Source organism: Aestuariimicrobium soli (assembly GCF_051192575.1).
GTDB classification, from domain to species: Bacteria; Actinomycetota; Actinomycetes; order Propionibacteriales; family Propionibacteriaceae; genus Aestuariimicrobium; species Aestuariimicrobium soli.
Window position 1 is genome coordinate 1 of record NZ_JBPJSQ010000004.1, and the last position, 18,486, is coordinate 18,486.

Below are 18,486 nucleotides of genomic sequence, written 5' to 3' on the forward strand. Positions count from 1 at the left end.
CCCACTCGGTTTTTGGGGTGAGAGTTCTTCCCACCGGGAGAAAAAACCTCCCACCGGCCGACCGATGTGGATCGCTGCCTCGTCCGACCCCACGGGTGGGGCGCTCGCTAGGCTGGGTCGGTGACCTTTGTCGACCTGCCCGTGCTGGCGTCCGCGCCGCCGCGCCCCCCGGAACGGGGGAGGGGACCGGTGATCGACTGGTTCGGCGACGGCAGCGTGGTCGTCGTCGACCTGTCGTTGGCCTGCTGCGCCGTGGAGTCGGAGTTCGCCGTGCCCGAGGGCGCCCCCCGCCTCGCCGAGGTGCCGGCCGGAGCACGCGTGGTCGCCGTCGTCTCGGGAACCCTCACCGACCCGGTGGCAACCCTGGTCGCCGACCGCATCGACGCGCTCCCTGCCGACCGACTGGTCGTCTCGTTCGGGGCCTGCGCCTGCGCCGGTGGTCCGTACTGGGATTCCTACGCCGTCACCAAGGGTGTCGACCAGCTGGTCGAGGTTGACCACTACATTCCGGGGTGCCCGCCGGCGCCCTCGTCGCTGGCCGACTACGTCGCCGCCGTCGCCTCGCAGGTGGGCCATGGCTGAGCCGCGCACGGTGCCCCCCGAGCAGTGGGTCGAGGCCGTCCGGGCCGCCGTCGACGAGGGCTTCGACTGGTTCGACTCGCTGCACGCCGTCGACGAGATCGGACGACCCGCCCCCGACGCGGCTCCCGGTGAGGAGCAGCTGCGGGTCGTCGTCCGCGTGGTGCGGGTCACCGCCGAGGGCCGCGACGCCCTCGACCTGCACACGCGCGTGCCCCGCGAGGGCGGCTCGCTGCCGACCCTGGCGGGAGTGTTCCCGGGTGCGAGCTGGCACGAGCGCGAGGCGCACGACTTCTTCGGGGTGAGCTTCGCCGACGGCGACGATCGGCCGCTGCTCTGGCACCAGCCGGCAGGGGTGAGGGCCCATCGTCCGCTGTTGAAGGACTCGGTGCTGGTGGCTCGCGCGGTCACCCCGTGGCCCGGGGCCAAGGATCCCGAGGCCGACGGACGAGCCCAGGCCTCGCGTCGACGCACGCTGCCCGTGGGGGTGCCCGACGCGCAGGTGTGGGGCCCCGAGGTGCGGGCCCGCGGGGTGCAGGCCGACCCCGCCGAGGTGGCGGCCGATGTCTCGGGCGGACGCGTGCGCAGGCGGCGCGGATGACGAGCGACCAGAGGCCGGCCGGGGCGGAGCTCGGGGCCGGCGAGACGACGGGTGCCCCCGAGTCCGCAGCCAGCCTGGGGCACGGGCGCATCCACCTGATCGAGGACCGGTGCACCTCGTGCATGATCTGCGTGCGCGAATGCCCCACGTGGTGCATCAGCATCGGGTCGCACTCCGAGGTGGTGCCCGATGCCGGGGTCGGCCCGAGCGGGCGGCACCCGGGTCGCGGCCGCGAGCGCACCCACAACGTGCTCGACAGCTTCGACATCGACTGGACCCTGTGCATGTACTGCGGCATCTGCATCGAGGAGTGTCCCTTCGACGCGCTCGAGTGGGGCGGCGAGCACGTCGCGTCGGGCGGAAGTCGGGCCGACTTGGTGCACGATCGGATCCTGTTGGCCCCGCCCGATCTGGGTGCGCCGCCCGAGCCGCTCGCGCCGCCCGAACCGGGGACGTCATGAACGCGCTGCGGGAGCGCTGGGAGCAACTGGCCGAAGCTTGGCGCGTGGCCGACGTGCGCCGGGGCATGTACGGCACCCTGCTGATCGCGGTGGGGTCGCTGACCCCCGCCTACCTGCCGCGCAACTCGCCCTGGTGGCCGATCATGCGGTGGGCGCACCTCGACAACCCGGTCGCCAAGGTGGCCTTCAACCTGCTGGTGCTCGCGGGGGTGGCGCTGCTGGTGCAGGCGTGGTTCCGGCTTCGTCCGGCGGGTGGGGTGCCCCACCGAACCACCGAGACCTGGCACGACCTGCGGCACTGGGCGGTGCTTCTGATCTGGGGGCTGCCGTTCGTGTTCGCGCCGCCGATCTTCAGCCACGACGCCTATTCCTACGCGGCCCAAGGATGGATGCTGCACAACGGTGTCGACCCCTACCAGCAGGGCCCCGGGGTGCTGCCTGGTGGCTTCGCCGACCAGGTCGCCTGGGTGTGGCGGTTCACGCCGGCTCCGTACGGTCCCTTGGCGCTGCAGATGAGCCACCTGCTCGTCGACGTGTCGGGCTTCGACCCCTACTTGGCCGCGCTGCTGATGCGCATCCCGGCGCTGATCGGCGTCGGGTTGATCGGGTTGTGCATTCCCCGGCTCGCCACCCTGATGCGCGTCGATCCCGCGTTCGCGGCGTGGTTCGCCACCCTCAACCCGGTGCTGGTGATCGACTTCATCGGCGGCGCCCACAATGACTCGCTGATGATGGGTCTGGTGGTGTTCGCGGTCTACGTCGCCCACAAGGCTCACTGGGGGTGGCTGCCCGCCGCGGTGGTCGTCGGCGTCGCCGCAGCCATCAAACAACCGGCGTTGCTGGCGGCCTATGCGCTCCCGTTGATCCGTCGGCCGTGGCGCACCGTGGCCCCGTCCGATGTGGCGATCGTGGTGTTCCGGGCGCTGGTCGCGCTCGGACTCGCGGGTGGGGTCTTCGCGCTGATCTCGGTCGTGTCGGGGCTGTACTTCGGCTGGTACAACGCCGTCAACGTGCCCGGCATGGTCACCACGGTGTCGCCGTTCACCGTGCTCGGTCAGGGGCTGAAGATCCTCTTCGACCTCGTCGGGTGGGAGCAGGCTGCCGAGGTGTCGGTGCGCTACTCCCGCGCCGTCGGTCTGGCGGCCTCGGTCATCGTCCTGGCGGTGGGGGCGGTGACCGTGGCGAGGCGTCGTCCGATCACCTACCTGTCGTGGTCGTACCTGGCCGTGGCGATCTTCGCGCCCGCCCTGCACTCCTGGTACGTGCTGTGGGGTGGACTGCTGCTGCCGCTCGCGCGGCCCTCGGCGAAGGTGGTGCGCGCCGCGATCGTGGCCACCATCGTGCTGCTGTCGTACGCGGCCGTGAACCTGTCGATGCGCAATGGCGCGGTCGCGTTGGGGGTGGCGGCTCTGGCTGCCTACGGATTCCAGGTCTGGTCGCACGAGCGGCGCACCCGGGCCGAAATGGAGCGTGCCGAACAGGAGGCAACCCATGTCTGAGGCACCCATGTCTGAGTTGAACGCGCCCGAGGTGAGGTTCGAGGTGCGCGACCGTGTGGGGGTCGTGACTCTCGACCGGCCGCGCGCCATCAACGCCCTCACCCACGCGATGGTGCTCGACATCGAGCGCACGCTGCTGGCCTGGGCCGACGACGATGCGGTGGCCCGGGTGCGGTTCGAGGGTGCGGGCGAGCGCGGGTTCTGCTCCGGAGCCGACGTGCGCGCGCTGCGCGACCAGGTGCTGTCCGGTGGTGACCAGGCGGTGCAGTTCTTCACCGACGAGTACCGCTTGAACGCCCTGATCACCCACTACCCCAAGCCCACCCACGCGGTGATGACGGGCATCACCATGGGCGGCGGCATGGGACTGTCCGTGCACTGCCGCAGCCGCGAGGGCGATCGGACGACCCAGCTGGCGATGCCCGAGACCACCATCGGACTGTTTCCCGATGTCGGGGCACTGTTCCCGCTGTCGCGCATGCCCGGGCGCACCGGGGAGTGGATGGCGCTGACCGGTGCCTCGGTCGATGCCTCGTCGGCGCTGTGGGCGGGGTTGCTCACCGAGGTCGACGAGCTCGAGACCCACCCGGACTCGTCAGCACTGGCCAGGGCGCGAGGCTGGATCGACGAGTGCTTCTCGGCCGAGTCGGCGCCCGAGATTCTGGCGCGCTTGCGGGAGTATGGGGCGTCGGGGGCTGGGGAGGCGGCCGACCTGCTGGCCGCGAAGTCGCCGTTGTCGGTGGCGGTGACCCTGCAGGCGCTGCGCCGGGCGCGATCGATGAGCACCGTCGACGAGGTTTTGGCCCAGGATCTGGCGCTGGCCACCCGGTTCATGACCGGCGACTCCGACTTCGTCGAGGGCGTCCGCGCCCAGCTGGTCGACAAGGACCGCTCGCCGACCTGGCGCCATGCCTCGCTCGATGAGGTCTCCGCCGCCGAGGTCGACGCCTTCTTCGGCTGAATCAGTACCACAACCCGCACGCGGGCTTCGTCGACGCCTCAACAAGGGGGGTCGACGAAGCCCGCGTGCGGGTTGTGGCGGTCATCAGGCGGCGACGCGCTCCGGCAGGTCTCGATGGCGGCGCACCGGGCCCGCAAAGATGGCCAGGTTCGCCACGGCCACGACGGCGCACATGGCCAGCATGGTCGTCCGAATGCCCCACGGGCCCGACAGCACGCCCGCGACCACCGAGGCCACCGGCATCAGCCCGAAGTTGACGAACTGTGAGGCGGTGGTCGAGCGAGCCATCAGCCGGGTGGGCACGTAGCCCTGGCGCCAGGCCTGACGGATCACGTTCATGGCCACGATGGCGAAGCCGGTGGTGGCCAGCCCCACCAGCATCAGGGTGAGGGTGAGCGGGGTGTCGGCCCACGGCACCATCATCACGGCCGCGGCGATCACCACCGACAGCCCCAGCAGGGAGCGTCCGGTGCCCCAGCGGCGGCCGATGGCCGGCGCGAGCAGAGCCCCGCCGATGTTCCCGACGGTGTTGCAGGCCATGGCCCACCCGATGGCGGTCGACGACAGCCCCACCTCACGCACGAAGAACAGCACCAGCAGCGTCTGGAACCCCGTCAGCCCGAAGTTGGCCAGGCTGCCCAGGGCGGTGAACCACCGCAGCAGGGGGTCGCCGAAGGTGAACCGCAGGCCCTCCTTGATGCCCTGCCACAAGGGCGGATGTTCGCCCCTGGCGGTGGCCTCGCGCCCGGTCAGGCGAATCCGGCTGAGCAGGATCGCCGAGGCGAGGTACCCGACCGCGTCGACCACCACCCCGAGCGCCGGGGCCATCACGGCAGCCAGTTGGCCACCGATCGGCAGGCCGGCCGTGACCCCCACCGACTCGCTCCCCGACAGCCAGGAGTTGGCCTTGGGCAGGTGTCCGCGCTCGACGAGCTGCGGAATGAGCGCTGTGCGGGCGGGTTGGAAGAACACCGCCGCCGTGCCCACCGTCACCTGTACGAGCAGCAGTTGGACGAGGCTGAGGGTGCCGGTGGCCCACGCGATCGGCAGCGACACCAGGGCCGCGAACGAGGCCAGGTCGGCCACGATCATCACGCGCAGCGGCGGCAGCCGGTCGATCCACGCGCCGGCCGGCAGTCCGATCACCACCCACGGCACCCAGGTGGCGGCCGTGATCAGCCCCACCCACAGGCCGCTCGCGTGCAGGGTCGAGATCGCCACCAGCGACAGCAGCACCGACGAGATGGCGCTCCCGGTGATGGCCAGGGTCTGCGAGGCGAACAGGTGCACGAAGCCGCTGTTGCAATGCAGGGGCGGTGGTGTCGGCTGGGTCGTGATGGGTGATGAGGGCATGGCGGTGCCTGTGGACGTGGCCATGAGTGGCTCCTCTCGGGAGCAGGGCTGGGGTGGGAGTGCCGGGGTGGGGTGAACGGGTGAGGCGGCTGGCTCAGGGCTCGGCGGTGATGCCCCGCGCCGAGAAGAAGATCGGACGAGACCCGCTCCCCGGTTCGGCCCGGTGATGCTGCGAGGTCTCGCGGAACTGGTCGATCAGCTCGTTGAGGCGTTGGTTGAGGTCGCGGAGTTCGTCCGCGGTGAGGTGCAGCCAGGTCGAGGTGGCGAAGCTGGCGTCGGTCCAGCCCTCGTCCGGGGTTTCGTGCAGGGCACGGCGGAAGAGGTCGAACTGGCGTTGGAGCATCAGTTCCTCGGCCTGCAGGGCGGCCTGCGCGGCCGCGGGGGTCATGTCGGAGCGGTTCCAGGAGGTGCGGCCGACGGGCACGCGCCACCACGTTTCGCGGCGGTCCTGGGCGAGTTCTGGGGCGCGCTCGACGAGGCCGGCGCCCTCGAGGGGCTTGAGGTGGTGGCTGATCGAGCCGATGGCCTCGTCGAGGTCGTCGGAGATCTGGGAGACCTTGAGGGGTCCCTTGGCGCGCAGCAGGTCGAGGATGCGCAGGCGAGTGGGGTGCGCGTAGGCGCGGAGCACGGCCGGGTCGGTGATCGTCCGCTCGGGGACGCCCTGCTCGGGGGTCGTCCGGTCGGGCGTGGTCGGGTCGACGGGGGTGCTCATGGGCACCACTCTAGATGCACAAGAGGCATTGCACAAGAGCTCTTGTGCAATGAATCGGATGGCTCGGTGATCGGGACAGATCAGACGTCGTAGTCGACGGTGACGGGGGAGTGGTCCGAGATGCGGGCCTCGTAGGTCTCGTCACGGTCCGTGCCGCCGGCGACCGCGGCCTTCGCCAACGTCGGCGTGGCCAGGTGGTAGTCGATCCGCCAACCGGAATCCAAGGCCCACGACTGCCCCCGCCACGACCACCACGAGTAGGGGCCGGGCTCGTCGGGATGCAGCCGACGCACCACGTCGATCAGGGTGCGCGGGCTGGTGATCGATGCGAACCACTCGCGTTCCTCGGGCAGGAATCCCTCGGACTTCTGGTTGGTCTTCCACGTCTTCAGGTCCAGCTTCGTGTGCGCCACGTTGAAGTCACCCAGCACCACGAACTCGCGGCCGGCGGCCAGAGCCGCGCGCCGGGATCGTCCGAGCTGACGGGCGAAGCCCGCGAGGAAGCGCATCTTGCGCTCGTACTTGGCCAGCGATGCCTCGTCGCTGAAGGGGGTGCCGCCCTTGGGCAGGTAGAGCGACGCCACGGTCAACGGACGATCGGCCAGGTCGACCTCGATGTAGCGACCCTCGTCGGCGAAGTGGCGCAACTCCCGGGCGAGCGTCGAGTGATCGACCTCGACGGTCAGCGGATGATCGCTGTCGAGGTGGGCCACCAGTGACCCCTCGCCCCAGGCGCGGACGGCGGCGGGCGCCTCGCGGGTGAGCACCGCGACGCCATTGCGTCCGGCGGTCGTGCCCGGGTGGTAGCTGAGGTGGAGCCGGCCGAACGCGTCACGGGGCAGCTCGGCGAGGGGGCAGCGCATCTCCTGCAGTGCCACCACGTCGGGGTCGCGGCGGGTCAGCCAGTCGGTGAACCCGCGGCGCTGCGCGGCCCTGATGCCGTTGACGTTGAAGGTCGAAATCCTGAGCACGGCACCACCCTAGGGGGCCGCTCCGACAGGTTCGCTGCCCATCCCTGACCGGCCAGCCCTCTCAGCGATAGTTCACGAACTGCACGGCGAAGTCGTAGTCGGCCTCCTTGACCAGCCGCTGCACCGCCTGCAGGTCATCACGGCTCTTCGACGAGACCCGCAGCTCGTCCCCCTGAACCTGGGTCTTGACACCCTTGGGGCCCTCGTCGCGAATGAGTTTGGCGACCTTCTTGGCGTTCTCCTGGGTGATGCCTTCCTCGGTCGAGGCTGTCATCTTCCACATCTTCCCCGAGAGTCGGGGGTCGCCGGCCTTGACGGCCTTCAGGCTCACGCCGCGCTTGATCAGCTTGGACTGGAAGACGTCCCAGATGGCCTTCACCCGCTCCTCGCCGCTGGACTCCATCTCGATGGTCGTCTCGCCCGACCACTTGATGGTTGAGTCGGTGTTCTTGAAGTCGAAGCGCTGGCTGACCTCGCGGGCCGCCTGCCCCAGAGCGTTGTCGACCTCCTGGCGGTCGATCTTCGAGACGATGTCGAACGAGCTGTCGGCCATGGCGTGATCCCCTTGTTCGTGGTGGTGGCTGGTCGATGGTGGTGGGCGAAGCCTCGCGATCCAACCTATCGAGTTGGTGCTGGCCGGGGGCGATGGGCTATCGTTGCCGATCGCTGGGGAACCAGCACGGCAGGTTGCCCGAGTGGCCAAAGGGAGCGGTCTGTAAAACCGTCGGCGTCGTCCTACGTAGGTTCGAACCCTACACCTGCCACCAAGCCCCGGAATCGGATGGATTCCGGGGCTTGTTGCTTGTCAGGGCCGGTTTCGAGCCGCTGAAGACGGACGATCCTCAGGCCATCAGGCCCGCGGCCGCGATCCTCAGGGCGGCCCCGAATCGGGTCTCGCGTTCCTCTGACGACATGTCGCCGGAGCCGTCCTTGAGGTGGTCAGAGACGGTCAGCACGGTGAGCGCCTCGCGGTCGTTCTCGAGGGCGCACTTGTAGAGGCCGGCCGCCTCCATCTCGACGCCCAGGGTGCCGAGCCGGTCGAGCGCCGCGACGATGTCGGTGCGCGCCGAGTAGAAGAAGTCGGACGAGAACACCGGCCCCACGTGCACCGATGCCTCGCCCAGATCGGTGTCGGCGCGCTCGGTGGCGGCGCGCGCGGTGTCGACCGCGGCCCGCAGCATGTCGAAGCTGGCGGCCAGGCTCAGGGAGAGCCCCGGCGCGTCGATGGTGGCGACCTGCGAGTTGGTGTGCGCGGACGACCCGATCACCACGTCGCGCACCTTCACCTTGGACGAGATGCCGCCGCACGTGCCGACCCGGCAGATACGCTGCACGCCGTACTCCCGGTACAGCTCGGTGGCGTAGATCGACAGGGTCGGGATGCCCATGCCCGAGGCCATCACCGACATCGGGGTGCCCTCGTGGGTGCCGGTCCAGCAGCCGTTGCCGCGCACCTCGCTGACCAGCGTGGCGTCGGTGAGGAAGGTCTCGGCGATGCGGGCGGCCCGGCGGGGGTCGCCCGGCATCAGCAGCAGGGGAGCGATCTCGCCGGGCTGGGCGGCGATGTGGGGAGTCGGCATCGGGGGTCCTCCTCGGACGTGCTGATGTGGTGGCGACGACCGGCCCAGTCTCTCACCGCACGCCCGTGGTCTCGACCGACGGACCCTTCCACCGCCGATCGAGTAGGCCGCCTGCGGCCGTGTCGAGATCATCGATCGGCACCGGCCCGCACCCCGGGAACAACCGCCGCCCGCCGAGCGTTCCACTCCCATCGGATCGGCCAGTCGAGCACGCTCGCCGAGCCGGTGGATCCACGCGAGCCCGGGGCCTCGTCCCTCGTTTTGCGTGAGCCCCGGTTCGTCCTGTAAGTTTCTTCTTCGGCTGGCCCCTATAGCTCAGTAGGCAGAGCGTCTCCATGGTAAGGAGAAGGTCTGCGGTTCGATTCCGCATGGGGGCTCGATGGAACCGGGTCTCGCGGCACCGCTGCGAGACCCGGACCCACCAGTGGCGGGGTAGCTCAGGGGTAGAGCAAGCGGCTCATAATCGCTGTGTCACGGGTTCAAATCCCGTCCTCGCTACCAAGCAGCTCCGCACATCATTTCGAAACGAGGACCATCATGGCCAAGAAGTCTTCCCAGGTTCGCCCGAAGATCACGCTTGCCTGCACTGAGTGCAAGGAGCGCAACTACATCTCGATGAAGAACCGTCGCAACGATCCCGATCGTCTCGACCTGAAGAAGTACTGCTCGCGCTGCAACCAGCACACGCTGCACCGCGAGACCCGCTGACCCAGCGGCTCTTCCGAGTCTTCAGCGACACCCCGTCGGGCCCTGCCCGGCGGGGTCGTTGCATTCCCGGGACGGGCACTAGCCTTGGGGGCATGCCGATCACGCCCGACCACGTGGGCCGCCGCTACCCGCTGGCGACGCCCTACCTGGTGACCCAGACCAAGATCGACGAGTTCCGCGCCGCCATCGGCGACCGCAGCACCGGCCCCGAGGCTCCCGGCACGTTCGCCATGGTGATCGGTGCACGGGCGTGGGACGGCCTGTTCGCCGACCCCGAGTTGGGGCTGGCGCTGCACCGCACGATGCACGCCGACCAGCGCTTCGATTTCGTCCGGCCGTTGCGCGATGGCGACCTGGTGACGGCCGAACTGGTCGTTGACAAGGTGCGCAACCGCGGCGCGATGGACATGGTGACGATCGTGGTCGAGATGTCCGTCGAGTCGGAGCCGGTCTGCCGCGCCACCGCGACCCTTGTGCACACCCGCCCGGCAGACGACGCTCCCCTCTCGGACGATTCCCGCAAGGAGGCCTGACATGGGCGACGCACCCACCCCCGCCACGCGCCAGCCGTTGAACCCCGGCGACGGATTCGCGTCGGTCACCGTCAACGTGACCCGCACCGACCTCGTCCGGTATGCCGGTGCGTCGGGTGACTTCAACCCCATTCACCACTCCGACCGGGCCGCCCACGAACTCGGTCTGGCCACCCCGATCGCCCATGGCATGTGGACGATGGGTCGCGCCCTCAGCGAGGTGACCGCCTGGCTCGCGACCACCGGACGCGCCGCCGACGACCTCGTCGGGTACGCCGTGCGGTTCACCCGCCCCGTGCCCGTGCCCGACACCGCCGAGGGCACCGCGCTGCAGATCGCGGGCACCGTGTCGTCGGTGACCGACGACCTGGTCACGATTCAGGTCGACGTCACCGTGGACGACCAGACGGTGCTCGGCAACGCGAAGGTCGAGGTGCGGCCGTGAGTTCGTCCGAGGCCTCGCGCCAGCCCGTGGAGCAGGACGAGACGATGGAGTTCACCTCGTCGGCCGACTCCTGTCGGATCACCGACCGCGTCGCCACGCAGGGACCGGAGACCGACACGTCGACCAGCGCGCAGCTCGCCGACCACACCACCTTCCGCGTCGGCGGACCCGCGGGCCGCTACGTGCGCGCCACCACCGAGGCCGACATCGTGGCGGCCGTGCGCGATGCCGACCAGCGCGGTGAGCCCGTGCTCGTGCTGTCGGGCGGGTCGAACGTGCTGATCGGCGACGACGGCTTCCCCGGCACTGTGGTGCGGGTCGCGTGGCGCGGCGTCACCGCGCAGGTCAGCGACTGCGCCGGCGCCTTCGTCACCGTCAATGCCGGCGAGAACTGGGACGATCTGGTCGCGTTCGCTGTCGCCAAGGAATGGATCGGCATCGAGACGCTGTCGGGCATCCCGGGGCTGGTGGGGTCGACGCCGATCCAGAACGTCGGGGCCTACGGCACCGAGGTCAGCCAGACCATCGCCCGCGTGCGCACCTGGGACCGCCACGAGAACCGGATCGCCAGTTTCGCGGCCTCGGACTGCGACTTCTCGTACCGCATGAGCCGATTCAAGGCCCAGCCCGATCGCTACGTGGTGCTGCAGGTCAGCTTCCAGTTCGAGCTCGGACCGCTGTCGATGCCCATCCGCTACCCCGAACTCGCGGCGGCGCTAGGGGTCGAGGTCGGCCAACGCGCGCCCCTCACCCAGGTGCGCGACACGGTGCTCGCGATCCGCGGCCGCAAGGGCATGGTGCTCGACGAGGCCGACCACGACACCTGGAGCGCCGGTTCGTTCTTCACCAACCCGCTGCTCACTCCCGATCAGGCGGACGAGCTGCCCGCCGACGCCCCCCGCTTTACCCAGACTGACGGCCTGGTGAAGACCAGCGCCGCCTGGCTGATCCAGCACGCGGGGTTTGAGAAGGGGTTCGGTGCCCAGCTGGGAGAGGGGCGCGCGACCCTGTCGACCAAGCACACCCTGGCGCTCACCAATCGCGGCGGGGCGACCGCGGACGATGTGCTGGCCCTGGCGAGGGCGGTGCGCGACGGCGTGCGGGACGCCTTCGGGATCACGCTGGTGCCCGAGCCGGTGCTGGTGAACTGCTCCCTCTGAGTCGCATCTGCTGAGTCGCATCTGCCGCCTCTTGTCGCGTTTGCACCATGGTGCAACGTGGGCAGATGCGACGAGACGCGGCAGATGCGATGAGGGCGGCAACCCCGGGCGATCGTCCGTCGTCACCGCCGCGTTCGTCCGCACCGACCGGCATGCATGACAATGGGCCCATGAGCACTTTCGCAGACCTCACCGCCGAGCAGCGGTCCGACCTCGCCGACGAGCAGCTGTCGCTGTACGAGGAACTGAAGGCCCGTGGACTGAAGCTGGACATCACCCGAGGCAAGCCCGCCCCCGATCAGCTCGACCTGTCGAATGCCCTGCTCACCACCCCGGTCGCGACCAAGGCTGCCGATGGCACCGACGTGCGCAACTACGGCGGGCTGAACGGTCTGCCCGAGCTGCGGGCGATCTTCGCCGAACTGCTCAACACCACCCCCGACCTGTTGTTGGCCGGCGACAACTCCAGCCTGTCGCTGATGCACGACACCGTCGCCTTCGCGATGCTGCACGGGCTCCCCGGCGGCCAGCCCTGGGCCGGTCGCAAGGTCAAGTTCCTGTGCCCGGTTCCCGGCTACGACCGCCACTTCGCCATCTGCCAGGACCTGGGCATCGAGATGATCCCGATCGAGCTGGGTGAGCACGGCCCCGACCTCGACGAGGTGCGCACCCTGCTCGCCGACCCGCAGGTCAAGGGCATGTGGGTCGTGCCCATGTACGCCAACCCGACCGGCGTCACCTACGACGAGTCGACCACCCGCGCCCTGCTGTCGATGCCCGCCGCCGACGACTTCCGCATCCTGTGGGACAACGCCTACGCCCTGCACCACCTGACCGCGGACGAGCCCGCCCCGCTCGACGTCGTCTCCCTGGCCGCCGAGGTCGGCAACCCCGATCGGGTGTTCACCTATGCGTCGACCTCGAAGGTCACCTTCGCCGGCGACGGGGTCGCCTTCATGGGCGCCTCGTCGGCGAACCTCGACTGGTACCTGAGCCACTACGGCAAGCGCGCCATCGGCCCCGACAAGGTCAACCAGCTGCGCCACGCCACCTACTTCCGCAATGCCGAGGGGGTGCGCGCCCTGATGCGCAAGCACCGCGCCCTGATCGAGCCCAAGTTCCAGATCGTGCTCGACACCCTGAAGAGGCGACTGGGGCAGTACGGCATCGCCAGCTGGACTCGTCCCACGGGTGGGTACTTCGTCACCCTCGATGTGCCCCAGGGCACGGCCTCGCGGGTCGTGCAGCTGGCCAAGGAGGCGGGCATCGCGCTCACTCCGGCCGGGGCTTCCCATCCGCTTGGGCATGACCCGTACGATCGCACCATCCGGATCGCGCCCACCTTCCCCACGCTCGGGGAACTGACCGAAGCGATGGACGGACTGGCCACCTGCGTGCTCGTGGCCGCTCTCGAGAAGCACCGTAGTGAGCAGGACCCCTCCCACCAGAAGGCGTGACCGATGACCAGCCCCGATGACGAGCGTTCGCCCGACCAGCCGGACGAGAACGAGTCCGGCCAGGCCGAGGTGACCCCGGCCCAACGGCGCAAGCGGCGCCGGTTCGCCACCGTGTTCTTCACGGTGCTGCTGGTGGTGGTGCTCGCCGGCGGGGCGGCCGTCGCCTACTACCTGGGTCGCGTCAGTCGTGCCATCGACCACGTCAGCCGCAACTCGTCGATGATGCCGTCCGACACCTCGTCCGACGGCAGCCCGCGCCCGGCCGAACCGACGAACACGGCGGCCTCGGGTCAGCCGATGACGTTCGTGCTGATGGGCTCCGACTCGCGCGGTGCCGACCAGGGGCGCTCCGACTCGCTGATGGTCGCCTACCTGTCGGGTGACCGCAAGGACATCTACCTGGTCTCGTTCCCCCGCGACATGTGGGTGACGGTCCCGGGGCGGGGCGAGGCCAAGATCAACGCGGCCTACTCGTGGGGTGGCCCGCCGCTGACCATCGCCACGCTCGAGTCGATGCTGAACGTGCGCATGCAGCACGCCGCCGTGATCGACTTCGAGGGCTTCATCAAGCTGACCGACGTGCTGGGTGGGGTGACCGTCTACAACTCGCAGGCGTCGGCGAGCGACGGCTACACCTTCCCCGAGGGCGAGATCACCATCCAGGGCAAGCAGGCGTTGGCCTACGTGCGCGAGCGCTACGACCTGGCCCGCGGTGACCTCGACCGGGCCAGTCGTCAGCGCGACGTGGTGACGGCCATCATGAAGAAGACCCTCACTCCCGAGACCCTCGCGAACCCGGTGAAGTTCGGCCAGACGGTCGACACCTTCGCCGCCTGCATGACGGTCTCGTCCGAACTCGACTCGAAGACGATCCGCTCGGTGGCGACGTCGCTGCGGGTGAACCCCGAGACGGGCATCCACTCGCTGCAGGCGCCCATCGACGGCTTCGGCACCTCGGCCGACGGGCAGTCGATCGACGTGGTCGACAAGGCCGGTCTGGCCGAGCTCGCCAAGGCGATGCAGACCGACACCATGGACGCCTACGCCAAGAAGTACGGGGCCTGACGGCCGCCGCCGTCGACCCAGCGGGGAGCAGGAACGGCCGGTTCGACGCCCCGGACCAATTCGCCTACACTGTTCCCTTGGTGGCTCCACCGGCTCCGGCCTGTTCGGAAACGGTGGCCACCGAAGGGCAATAGCTCAATTGGCAGAGCAGCGGTCTCCAAAACCGCAGGTTGGGGGTTCAAGTCCCTCTTGCCCTGCGAGGCAGGATCGAAGTGGTCCTGCTGACCAGTCAGCACCAAGCCGAGAGGCAACGACTACCGAAGGATGACCGTGGCCGACGACACCACCTCGTCACCGGACGAGCGCGAGCACGTCGACGCCGGTGCACCCGAGGCGGCCCCTGCGGCTGAGGTCTCCACCCCGGACGAGGCAACCGACCCCCAGGGTGAGGGTCTGGTCGGCGAGCTGGCCGATCCCGGTGAGTACGAGATCGCCGACGATGAGACCGAGGCCGAGGAACTGGTTGACGCCGACGAGACCGTCGACGACACCCCCGACAAGGGCGATCCCGATGACGTCGTGATCGATGATCCCGAGCAGCTGGCCGAGGCCGAGACCGTCGCCGCGGCGGCGCGGAGCTCTCGTCCGGTGCGCAAGACCCCCCAGGCCACGACCGGGGCGGTGACGCCCAAGAAGGCCACGGCCACCCGCAAGCAGTCCGCCGGCGGCGCCGTCGACAAGCCCACCCGCACCACTCCCGGAGTGTTCGTCAACCAGTCGGTGGCCGAACTCCGCAAGGTGCAGTGGCCGACCGGTGACCAGCTGCGGCAGTACTTCATCGTCGTGCTGGTGTTCGTGCTGATCATCATCGCCTACGTGGGCCTGCTCGACTTCGCCTTCGGGTGGGTCGTGCTGAAGCTGTTCGGCGCGGGCACGCCCTGACCCATCGGCCGACAACGAGAGAAGACACAGTGACCAACGATCCTGATTTCGCGACCGCCGAGACCGACGAGACCCCCGAGGTCGAGATCGACCTCGACACGCTGGGTGGTGCCGACGAGCAGACCCCGGCCGACGAGTCCGACCTGAACCTGGACTTCGGTGCCGACGAGGCCGAGGGCGACGACGACCTGAACCTGGACTTCGGCGACGAGCAGTCCGCCGACGACTCGTCCGACGCCGCCGAGACCGACGGCGAGGCCGAGGGTGACGAGGACGCCGCGACCCAGGCCGCCCTGAGCGAGCTGCGCGAGGCACTGCGCACCAAGATCGGCGAGTGGTACGTCATTCACACCTACTCCGGCATGGAGAACAGGGTGAAGCAGAACCTCGACGCCCGCGTCACCTCGCTCGAGGTCGAGGACTACATCTACGAGACCGTCGTGCCGACCGAGGAAGTGGTCGAGATTCGCAACGGGGCCCGCAAGACGGTGACCCGCTGCGTGCTGCCCGGCTACGTGCTCGTGCGCATGGACATGACCGACCAGGCCTGGGGTGTGGTGCGCCACACCCCGTCGGTGACCGGCTTCGTCGGTCACGCGACCCAGCCGGTGCCGCTGAGCCTCGACGAGGTGGAGCGCATGCTCACCCCGTCGGTGATCGCTCGCGTCAACGCCGAGCAGTCGGGCAAGCCCGCGCGCAAGTCGAAGAAGAAGGTCGAGGTCGTCGACTACGCAGTGGGCGACTCCGTCGAGGTCGTGGACGGCCCGTTTGCCGGCGTCCAGGCCACCATCACCGAGATCAACGTGAACACCCAGCGCCTCAAGGCACTGGTCGAGATCCTGGGTCGCGAGACCCCGGTCGACCTGACGTTCCCCCAAATCCAGAAGATCTGATCCTCTGGACCCGGGCACGTCGGGCGTGATCACGCCGGCCGGACCGCCAACCCTTCGGGGATCCGGCCACCACCCCGGGTGAGGGCACCAGCCCCCACCCATCCGCAAGAAAAGGACCCCACAACCATGCCTCCCAAGAAGAAGGTTGCGGCCCTCGTCAAGGTCGCACTCAAGGCTGGCGCAGCCACTCCTGCTCCTCCGGTCGGTACCGCTCTCGGTCCGCACGGCGTGAACATCATGGAGTTCTGCAAGGCCTACAACGCCCAGACCGAGGCCCAGCGCGGCAACGTCGTCCCCGTCGAGATCACCATCTACGAGGACCGCACGTTCACCTTCGTGCTGAAGACCCCTCCGGCTGCTGAGCTGATCAAGAAGGCCGCCGGCCTCGACAAGGGCTCCGCCGCCCCACACAAGGACAAGGTCGGCAAGCTGACCCAGGCCCAGGTGCGCGAGATCGCCGAGACCAAGATGCCCGACCTCAACGCCAATGACGTCGAGGCCGCCATGAAGGTCGTCGCCGGCACCGCCCGCTCGATGGGTGTCACCGTCGAGGCCTGAGCCCCGGCTCTCGAGTGAGCGGGGCACCGGCCTCGTCCACTCACCACGAATCAATCCCTGGGAGGGCCACGCGCCCGCACCAGAACTGGTGGATCAGCCCACGAGGCTGACATGAAAGGAACCAGCATGAAGCGCAGCAAGGCTTACAACGCCGCCGCCGAAGCCATCAACGAGGACCAGCTCTACTCCGCGGAGCAGGCTGTCGTCCTCGTCAAGCAGGGTGCGGCTGCCAAGTTCGACGAGACCGTCGACGTCGCGATGCGGCTCGGCGTCGACCCCCGCAAGGCCGACCAGATGGTCCGCGGCACGGTCAACCTTCCGCACGGCACCGGCAAGACCGCACGGGTCCTGGTGTTTGCCACCGGCGAGAAGGCAGAGGCGGCCCGCGAGGCGGGCGCCGACGAGGTGGGCTCCGACGAGCTGATCGAGAAGGTGGCTGGCGGCTACCTCGACTTCGACTCGGTCGTGGCCACCCCCGACATGATGGGCAAGGTCGGTCGTCTGGGTCGCGTGCTCGGCCCCCGCGGTCTGATGCCGAACCCCAAGACCGGCACCGTCACCATGGACGTCGCCAAGGCCGTCTCGGACATCAAGGGAGGCAAGATCGAGTTCCGCGTGGACCGTCACGCCAACCTGCACTTCCTGATCGGCAAGGCATCGTTCACCGCCGAGCAGCTCGCGGAGAACTACTTCGCCGCGCTCGACGAGGTGCTGCGTCTGAAGCCCTCGAGCTCGAAGGGTCGCTACATCAAGAAGATCACCATCAGCTCGACCATGGGCCCCGGTGTGAACCTTGACCCGGCCAAGACCAAGGCTGGCGACGCGGAGGCCTGAGCCTTCGCCGCCGACGCCCCGGCCGTCGCACCACGGGCCGTCACCCCTCGGGGTGGCGGCCCGTTCGCGTTCTCGGGGGCGTGTGCGGGGTAGCGTCGGTGCGTGCCCACGACTGCGACCGCCCCGAACCCTCACCTCGGACGAGCCCGGTTGCTCGCCCAAGGGTTGCTCACGCGTCCCTATGACTCCCCGCACGCCGCCGTCGCCGCCCATGGGGCGATGCAGGGCCAGGACCTGCCGGGAGTGGTGGCGTCGGCCGCGCTCAGGGTGCGCGGCGGGGGCGTCGAGGCCGTGATCGCCGATCTCGACGCGGGCCGCCTGGTGCGCGGGTACCCGATGCGCGGCACCGTCTTCCTGATGGCCGCCGACGACGTGCTCTGGGTGCAGGAGTTGTGCAACCGGGCCATGCTCACGGCCCAGGAGAAGCGCCGCGGAAACCTGGGGCTCGAGGGTGAGCACGTCGAGCAGGCCTCGGAGCTCACCCAGCGGCTGCTCGCGGACGAACCTCGCGGCCTCGAGCGGACGGTACTGATGGAGCACTGGGCCGAGGCGGGGCTCGCACCCCAGGGCGGACGCGGCTACCACGTGCTCTCGTACCTCATCGGTCGGGGAGAGGTGGCCTTCGGCCCCTGGAACGGCAGCGACCAGAACGTCGTGCCGCGGGCCTGGCTGCCGGCCGCCAGCGACCTCGAGGGGCGGTTCAACGGCGACCGGGTGGCCGCGGCCGCCGAGTTGCTGCGCCGCTACCTCACCAGCCACGGCCCGGCGACGCTGCGTGACTTCGCGTGGTGGACGAAGCTGCCGCAGCGCGAGATCAAGCCGGCCTTCGCGCTCGTCGAGCCCGAGGTCGAACCCTTCGAGTGCCCGGGTCGACCCACGACCGGCGGGGTGCTCGACACCCTGTGGGCGCGGCCGGGGCTCTCGTCCGAGGTGGACGAGGTGCCCGACCACGCACTGCTGCTGCCGGGGTTCGACGAGTTCATTCTCGGCTACCAGGATCGGCTGTTCGCGATGACTGCGACCGAGCACGAGGCCCTGGTGCCCGGCAACAACGGCGTCTTCCGCAAGACCATGGTGCGCGACGGCCGGGTCGTCGGCACCTGGACGCGCGGCGGGCGGGTCGGGGCGCGCTCGTTCGAGACCACCTGGTTCGTCCGGGAGACGAAGAAGGCCGCTGGTGAGTACCAGCGGCTCTTCGACGCGTTTCCGTTCCCCTCCCCCTGAATCACGCTGT

21 protein-coding genes and 4 tRNA genes are annotated in these 18,486 nt (G+C 69.4%); 20 read left to right on the plus strand and 5 right to left on the minus strand.

The window, feature by feature from the left end:
- The first annotated feature begins 189 nt into the window (after nt 1-189).
- The 5 genes from ACSDQ9_RS06075 (at nt 190) to ACSDQ9_RS06095 (ending at nt 4,101) form a co-directional block, all read left to right on the plus strand.
- Entirely contained in the window at nt 190-582 is a 393-nt protein-coding gene (locus ACSDQ9_RS06075) for an NADH-quinone oxidoreductase subunit B (protein WP_435145247.1), read from the plus strand.
- Nucleotides 575-1,180 (plus strand): NADH-quinone oxidoreductase subunit C, encoded by a 606-nt coding sequence (locus tag ACSDQ9_RS06080; protein WP_435144963.1) that lies wholly within the window; start codon nt 575-577, stop codon nt 1,178-1,180. Before ACSDQ9_RS06075 ends, ACSDQ9_RS06080 begins: the two co-directional genes overlap by 8 nt.
- 74 nt (nt 1,181-1,254) lie before the next feature.
- Complete coding sequence (locus ACSDQ9_RS06085; RefSeq protein ID WP_435145250.1) at nt 1,255-1,641, plus strand: 4Fe-4S binding protein; 387 nt, start codon at nt 1,255-1,257, stop codon at nt 1,639-1,641.
- Nucleotides 1,638-3,140 carry a polyprenol phosphomannose-dependent alpha 1,6 mannosyltransferase MptB gene (mptB, locus tag ACSDQ9_RS06090; protein ID WP_435144966.1) on the plus strand — a complete coding sequence of 501 codons (1,503 nt, stop codon included), beginning with the start codon at nt 1,638-1,640 and terminating at the stop codon, nt 3,138-3,140. Before ACSDQ9_RS06085 ends, mptB begins: the two co-directional genes overlap by 4 nt.
- On the plus strand, nt 3,133-4,101 hold the full coding sequence (locus ACSDQ9_RS06095; protein ID WP_435144969.1) for an enoyl-CoA hydratase/isomerase family protein: 969 nt from the start codon (nt 3,133-3,135) through the stop codon (nt 4,099-4,101). Before mptB ends, ACSDQ9_RS06095 begins: the two co-directional genes overlap by 8 nt.
- Nucleotides 4,102-4,185: 84 nt before the next feature.
- Here ACSDQ9_RS06095 and ACSDQ9_RS06100 read toward each other — a convergent pair whose 3' ends face one another.
- From ACSDQ9_RS06100 to ACSDQ9_RS06115, 4 genes are all read right to left on the minus strand, one after another.
- Nucleotides 4,186-5,478, minus strand: a complete 1,293-nt coding sequence (locus tag ACSDQ9_RS06100; protein ID WP_435144972.1) for an MFS transporter — start codon at nt 5,476-5,478, stop codon at nt 4,186-4,188.
- Between the two features lie 70 nt (nt 5,479-5,548).
- Nucleotides 5,549-6,166 carry an ArsR/SmtB family transcription factor gene (locus tag ACSDQ9_RS06105; protein ID WP_435144975.1) on the minus strand — a complete coding sequence of 206 codons (618 nt, stop codon included), beginning with the start codon at nt 6,164-6,166 and terminating at the stop codon, nt 5,549-5,551.
- An 80-nt stretch (nt 6,167-6,246) separates the two neighbouring features.
- Nucleotides 6,247-7,137: an exodeoxyribonuclease III gene (locus ACSDQ9_RS06110; RefSeq protein ID WP_435144978.1), complete on the minus strand. Its 891-nt coding sequence runs from the start codon at nt 7,135-7,137 to the stop codon at nt 6,247-6,249.
- A gap of 61 nt (nt 7,138-7,198) precedes the next feature.
- A complete protein-coding gene (locus tag ACSDQ9_RS06115; protein ID WP_435144981.1) occupies nt 7,199-7,690 on the minus strand; it encodes a YajQ family cyclic di-GMP-binding protein in 492 nt (163 codons plus the stop codon).
- Nucleotides 7,691-7,818: 128 nt separating this feature from the next.
- On the opposite strand from ACSDQ9_RS06115, the gene ACSDQ9_RS06120 reads away from it, so the two are divergent.
- Nucleotides 7,819-7,904: transfer RNA gene (locus ACSDQ9_RS06120), tRNA-Tyr, on the plus strand.
- A 75-nt stretch (nt 7,905-7,979) separates the two neighbouring features.
- Here the strand turns inward: ACSDQ9_RS06120 and deoD are convergent.
- Entirely contained in the window at nt 7,980-8,717 is a 738-nt protein-coding gene (gene deoD, locus ACSDQ9_RS06125) for a purine-nucleoside phosphorylase (protein ID WP_435144983.1), read from the minus strand.
- A gap of 304 nt (nt 8,718-9,021) precedes the next feature.
- Here deoD and ACSDQ9_RS06130 point away from each other — a divergent pair.
- The 14 genes from ACSDQ9_RS06130 to ACSDQ9_RS06195 all read left to right on the plus strand — a co-directional run bounded on the left by ACSDQ9_RS06130 (nt 9,022) and on the right by ACSDQ9_RS06195 (nt 18,476).
- Nucleotides 9,022-9,094 (plus strand) — tRNA-Thr (locus tag ACSDQ9_RS06130).
- A 49-nt stretch (nt 9,095-9,143) separates the two neighbouring features.
- Nucleotides 9,144-9,218: transfer RNA gene (locus ACSDQ9_RS06135), tRNA-Met, on the plus strand.
- A 36-nt stretch (nt 9,219-9,254) separates the two neighbouring features.
- On the plus strand, nt 9,255-9,425 hold the full coding sequence (gene rpmG / locus ACSDQ9_RS06140; protein WP_435144984.1) for a 50S ribosomal protein L33: 171 nt from the start codon (nt 9,255-9,257) through the stop codon (nt 9,423-9,425).
- Nucleotides 9,426-9,517: 92 nt separating this feature from the next.
- On the plus strand, nt 9,518-9,958 hold the full coding sequence (locus ACSDQ9_RS06145; RefSeq protein WP_435144986.1) for an FAS1-like dehydratase domain-containing protein: 441 nt from the start codon (nt 9,518-9,520) through the stop codon (nt 9,956-9,958).
- Between the two features lies 1 nt (nt 9,959).
- Nucleotides 9,960-10,403, plus strand: a complete 444-nt coding sequence (locus tag ACSDQ9_RS06150; protein WP_435144989.1) for a MaoC/PaaZ C-terminal domain-containing protein — start codon at nt 9,960-9,962, stop codon at nt 10,401-10,403.
- Between the two features lie 44 nt (nt 10,404-10,447).
- Nucleotides 10,448-11,563, plus strand: coding sequence for a UDP-N-acetylmuramate dehydrogenase (locus ACSDQ9_RS06155; protein ID WP_435145252.1), 1,116 nt, complete (start codon nt 10,448-10,450; stop codon nt 11,561-11,563).
- 170 nt (nt 11,564-11,733) lie between these two features.
- On the plus strand, nt 11,734-13,020 hold the full coding sequence (locus tag ACSDQ9_RS06160) for an aminotransferase class I/II-fold pyridoxal phosphate-dependent enzyme (RefSeq protein ID WP_435144992.1): 1,287 nt from the start codon (nt 11,734-11,736) through the stop codon (nt 13,018-13,020).
- 3 nt (nt 13,021-13,023) lie between these two features.
- On the plus strand, nt 13,024-14,085 hold the full coding sequence (locus tag ACSDQ9_RS06165) for an LCP family protein (protein WP_435144995.1): 1,062 nt from the start codon (nt 13,024-13,026) through the stop codon (nt 14,083-14,085).
- A gap of 124 nt (nt 14,086-14,209) precedes the next feature.
- A tRNA-Trp gene (locus tag ACSDQ9_RS06170) sits at nt 14,210-14,282 on the plus strand.
- Nucleotides 14,283-14,355: 73 nt separating this feature from the next.
- The gene (gene secE / locus ACSDQ9_RS06175) at nt 14,356-14,967 is read left to right on the plus strand and encodes a preprotein translocase subunit SecE (protein ID WP_435144998.1); all 612 of its coding nucleotides are present in this window, start codon (nt 14,356-14,358) and stop codon (nt 14,965-14,967) included.
- Nucleotides 14,964-15,860, plus strand: a complete 897-nt coding sequence (gene nusG, locus ACSDQ9_RS06180; RefSeq protein WP_435145255.1) for a transcription termination/antitermination protein NusG — start codon at nt 14,964-14,966, stop codon at nt 15,858-15,860. The genes secE and nusG overlap by 4 nt, the downstream gene beginning before the upstream one ends.
- A gap of 126 nt (nt 15,861-15,986) precedes the next feature.
- Nucleotides 15,987-16,418, plus strand: a complete 432-nt coding sequence (gene rplK / locus ACSDQ9_RS06185) for a 50S ribosomal protein L11 (RefSeq protein ID WP_435145000.1) — start codon at nt 15,987-15,989, stop codon at nt 16,416-16,418.
- Nucleotides 16,419-16,544: 126 nt separating this feature from the next.
- Nucleotides 16,545-17,252 (plus strand): 50S ribosomal protein L1, encoded by a 708-nt coding sequence (gene rplA, locus ACSDQ9_RS06190; protein ID WP_435145002.1) that lies wholly within the window; start codon nt 16,545-16,547, stop codon nt 17,250-17,252.
- Between the two features lie 102 nt (nt 17,253-17,354).
- Nucleotides 17,355-18,476, plus strand: a complete 1,122-nt coding sequence (locus tag ACSDQ9_RS06195; protein WP_435145004.1) for a winged helix DNA-binding domain-containing protein — start codon at nt 17,355-17,357, stop codon at nt 18,474-18,476.
- Nucleotides 18,477-18,486 lie beyond the last annotated feature (10 nt).

Coding starts and splice junctions, on each gene's coding strand:
- ACSDQ9_RS06080 (WP_435144963.1), top strand. CDS start 575: ATGGCTGAGCCGCGCACGGTGCCCCCCGAGCAGTGGGTCGAGGCCGTC.
- mptB (WP_435144966.1), top strand. CDS start 1,638: ATGAACGCGCTGCGGGAGCGCTGGGAGCAACTGGCCGAAGCTTGGCGC.
- ACSDQ9_RS06095 (WP_435144969.1), top strand. CDS start 3,133: ATGTCTGAGGCACCCATGTCTGAGTTGAACGCGCCCGAGGTGAGGTTC.
- ACSDQ9_RS06100 (WP_435144972.1), bottom strand. CDS start 5,478: ATGGCCACGTCCACAGGCACCGCCATGCCCTCATCACCCATCACGACC.
- ACSDQ9_RS06105 (WP_435144975.1), bottom strand. CDS start 6,166: ATGAGCACCCCCGTCGACCCGACCACGCCCGACCGGACGACCCCCGAG.
- ACSDQ9_RS06115 (WP_435144981.1), bottom strand. CDS start 7,690: ATGGCCGACAGCTCGTTCGACATCGTCTCGAAGATCGACCGCCAGGAG.
- deoD (WP_435144983.1), bottom strand. CDS start 8,717: ATGCCGACTCCCCACATCGCCGCCCAGCCCGGCGAGATCGCTCCCCTG.
- rpmG (WP_435144984.1), top strand. CDS start 9,255: ATGGCCAAGAAGTCTTCCCAGGTTCGCCCGAAGATCACGCTTGCCTGC.
- ACSDQ9_RS06145 (WP_435144986.1), top strand. CDS start 9,518: ATGCCGATCACGCCCGACCACGTGGGCCGCCGCTACCCGCTGGCGACG.
- ACSDQ9_RS06150 (WP_435144989.1), top strand. CDS start 9,960: ATGGGCGACGCACCCACCCCCGCCACGCGCCAGCCGTTGAACCCCGGC.
- ACSDQ9_RS06155 (WP_435145252.1), top strand. CDS start 10,448: ATGGAGTTCACCTCGTCGGCCGACTCCTGTCGGATCACCGACCGCGTC.
- ACSDQ9_RS06160 (WP_435144992.1), top strand. CDS start 11,734: ATGAGCACTTTCGCAGACCTCACCGCCGAGCAGCGGTCCGACCTCGCC.
- ACSDQ9_RS06165 (WP_435144995.1), top strand. CDS start 13,024: ATGACCAGCCCCGATGACGAGCGTTCGCCCGACCAGCCGGACGAGAAC.
- rplK (WP_435145000.1), top strand. CDS start 15,987: ATGCCTCCCAAGAAGAAGGTTGCGGCCCTCGTCAAGGTCGCACTCAAG.
- rplA (WP_435145002.1), top strand. CDS start 16,545: ATGAAGCGCAGCAAGGCTTACAACGCCGCCGCCGAAGCCATCAACGAG.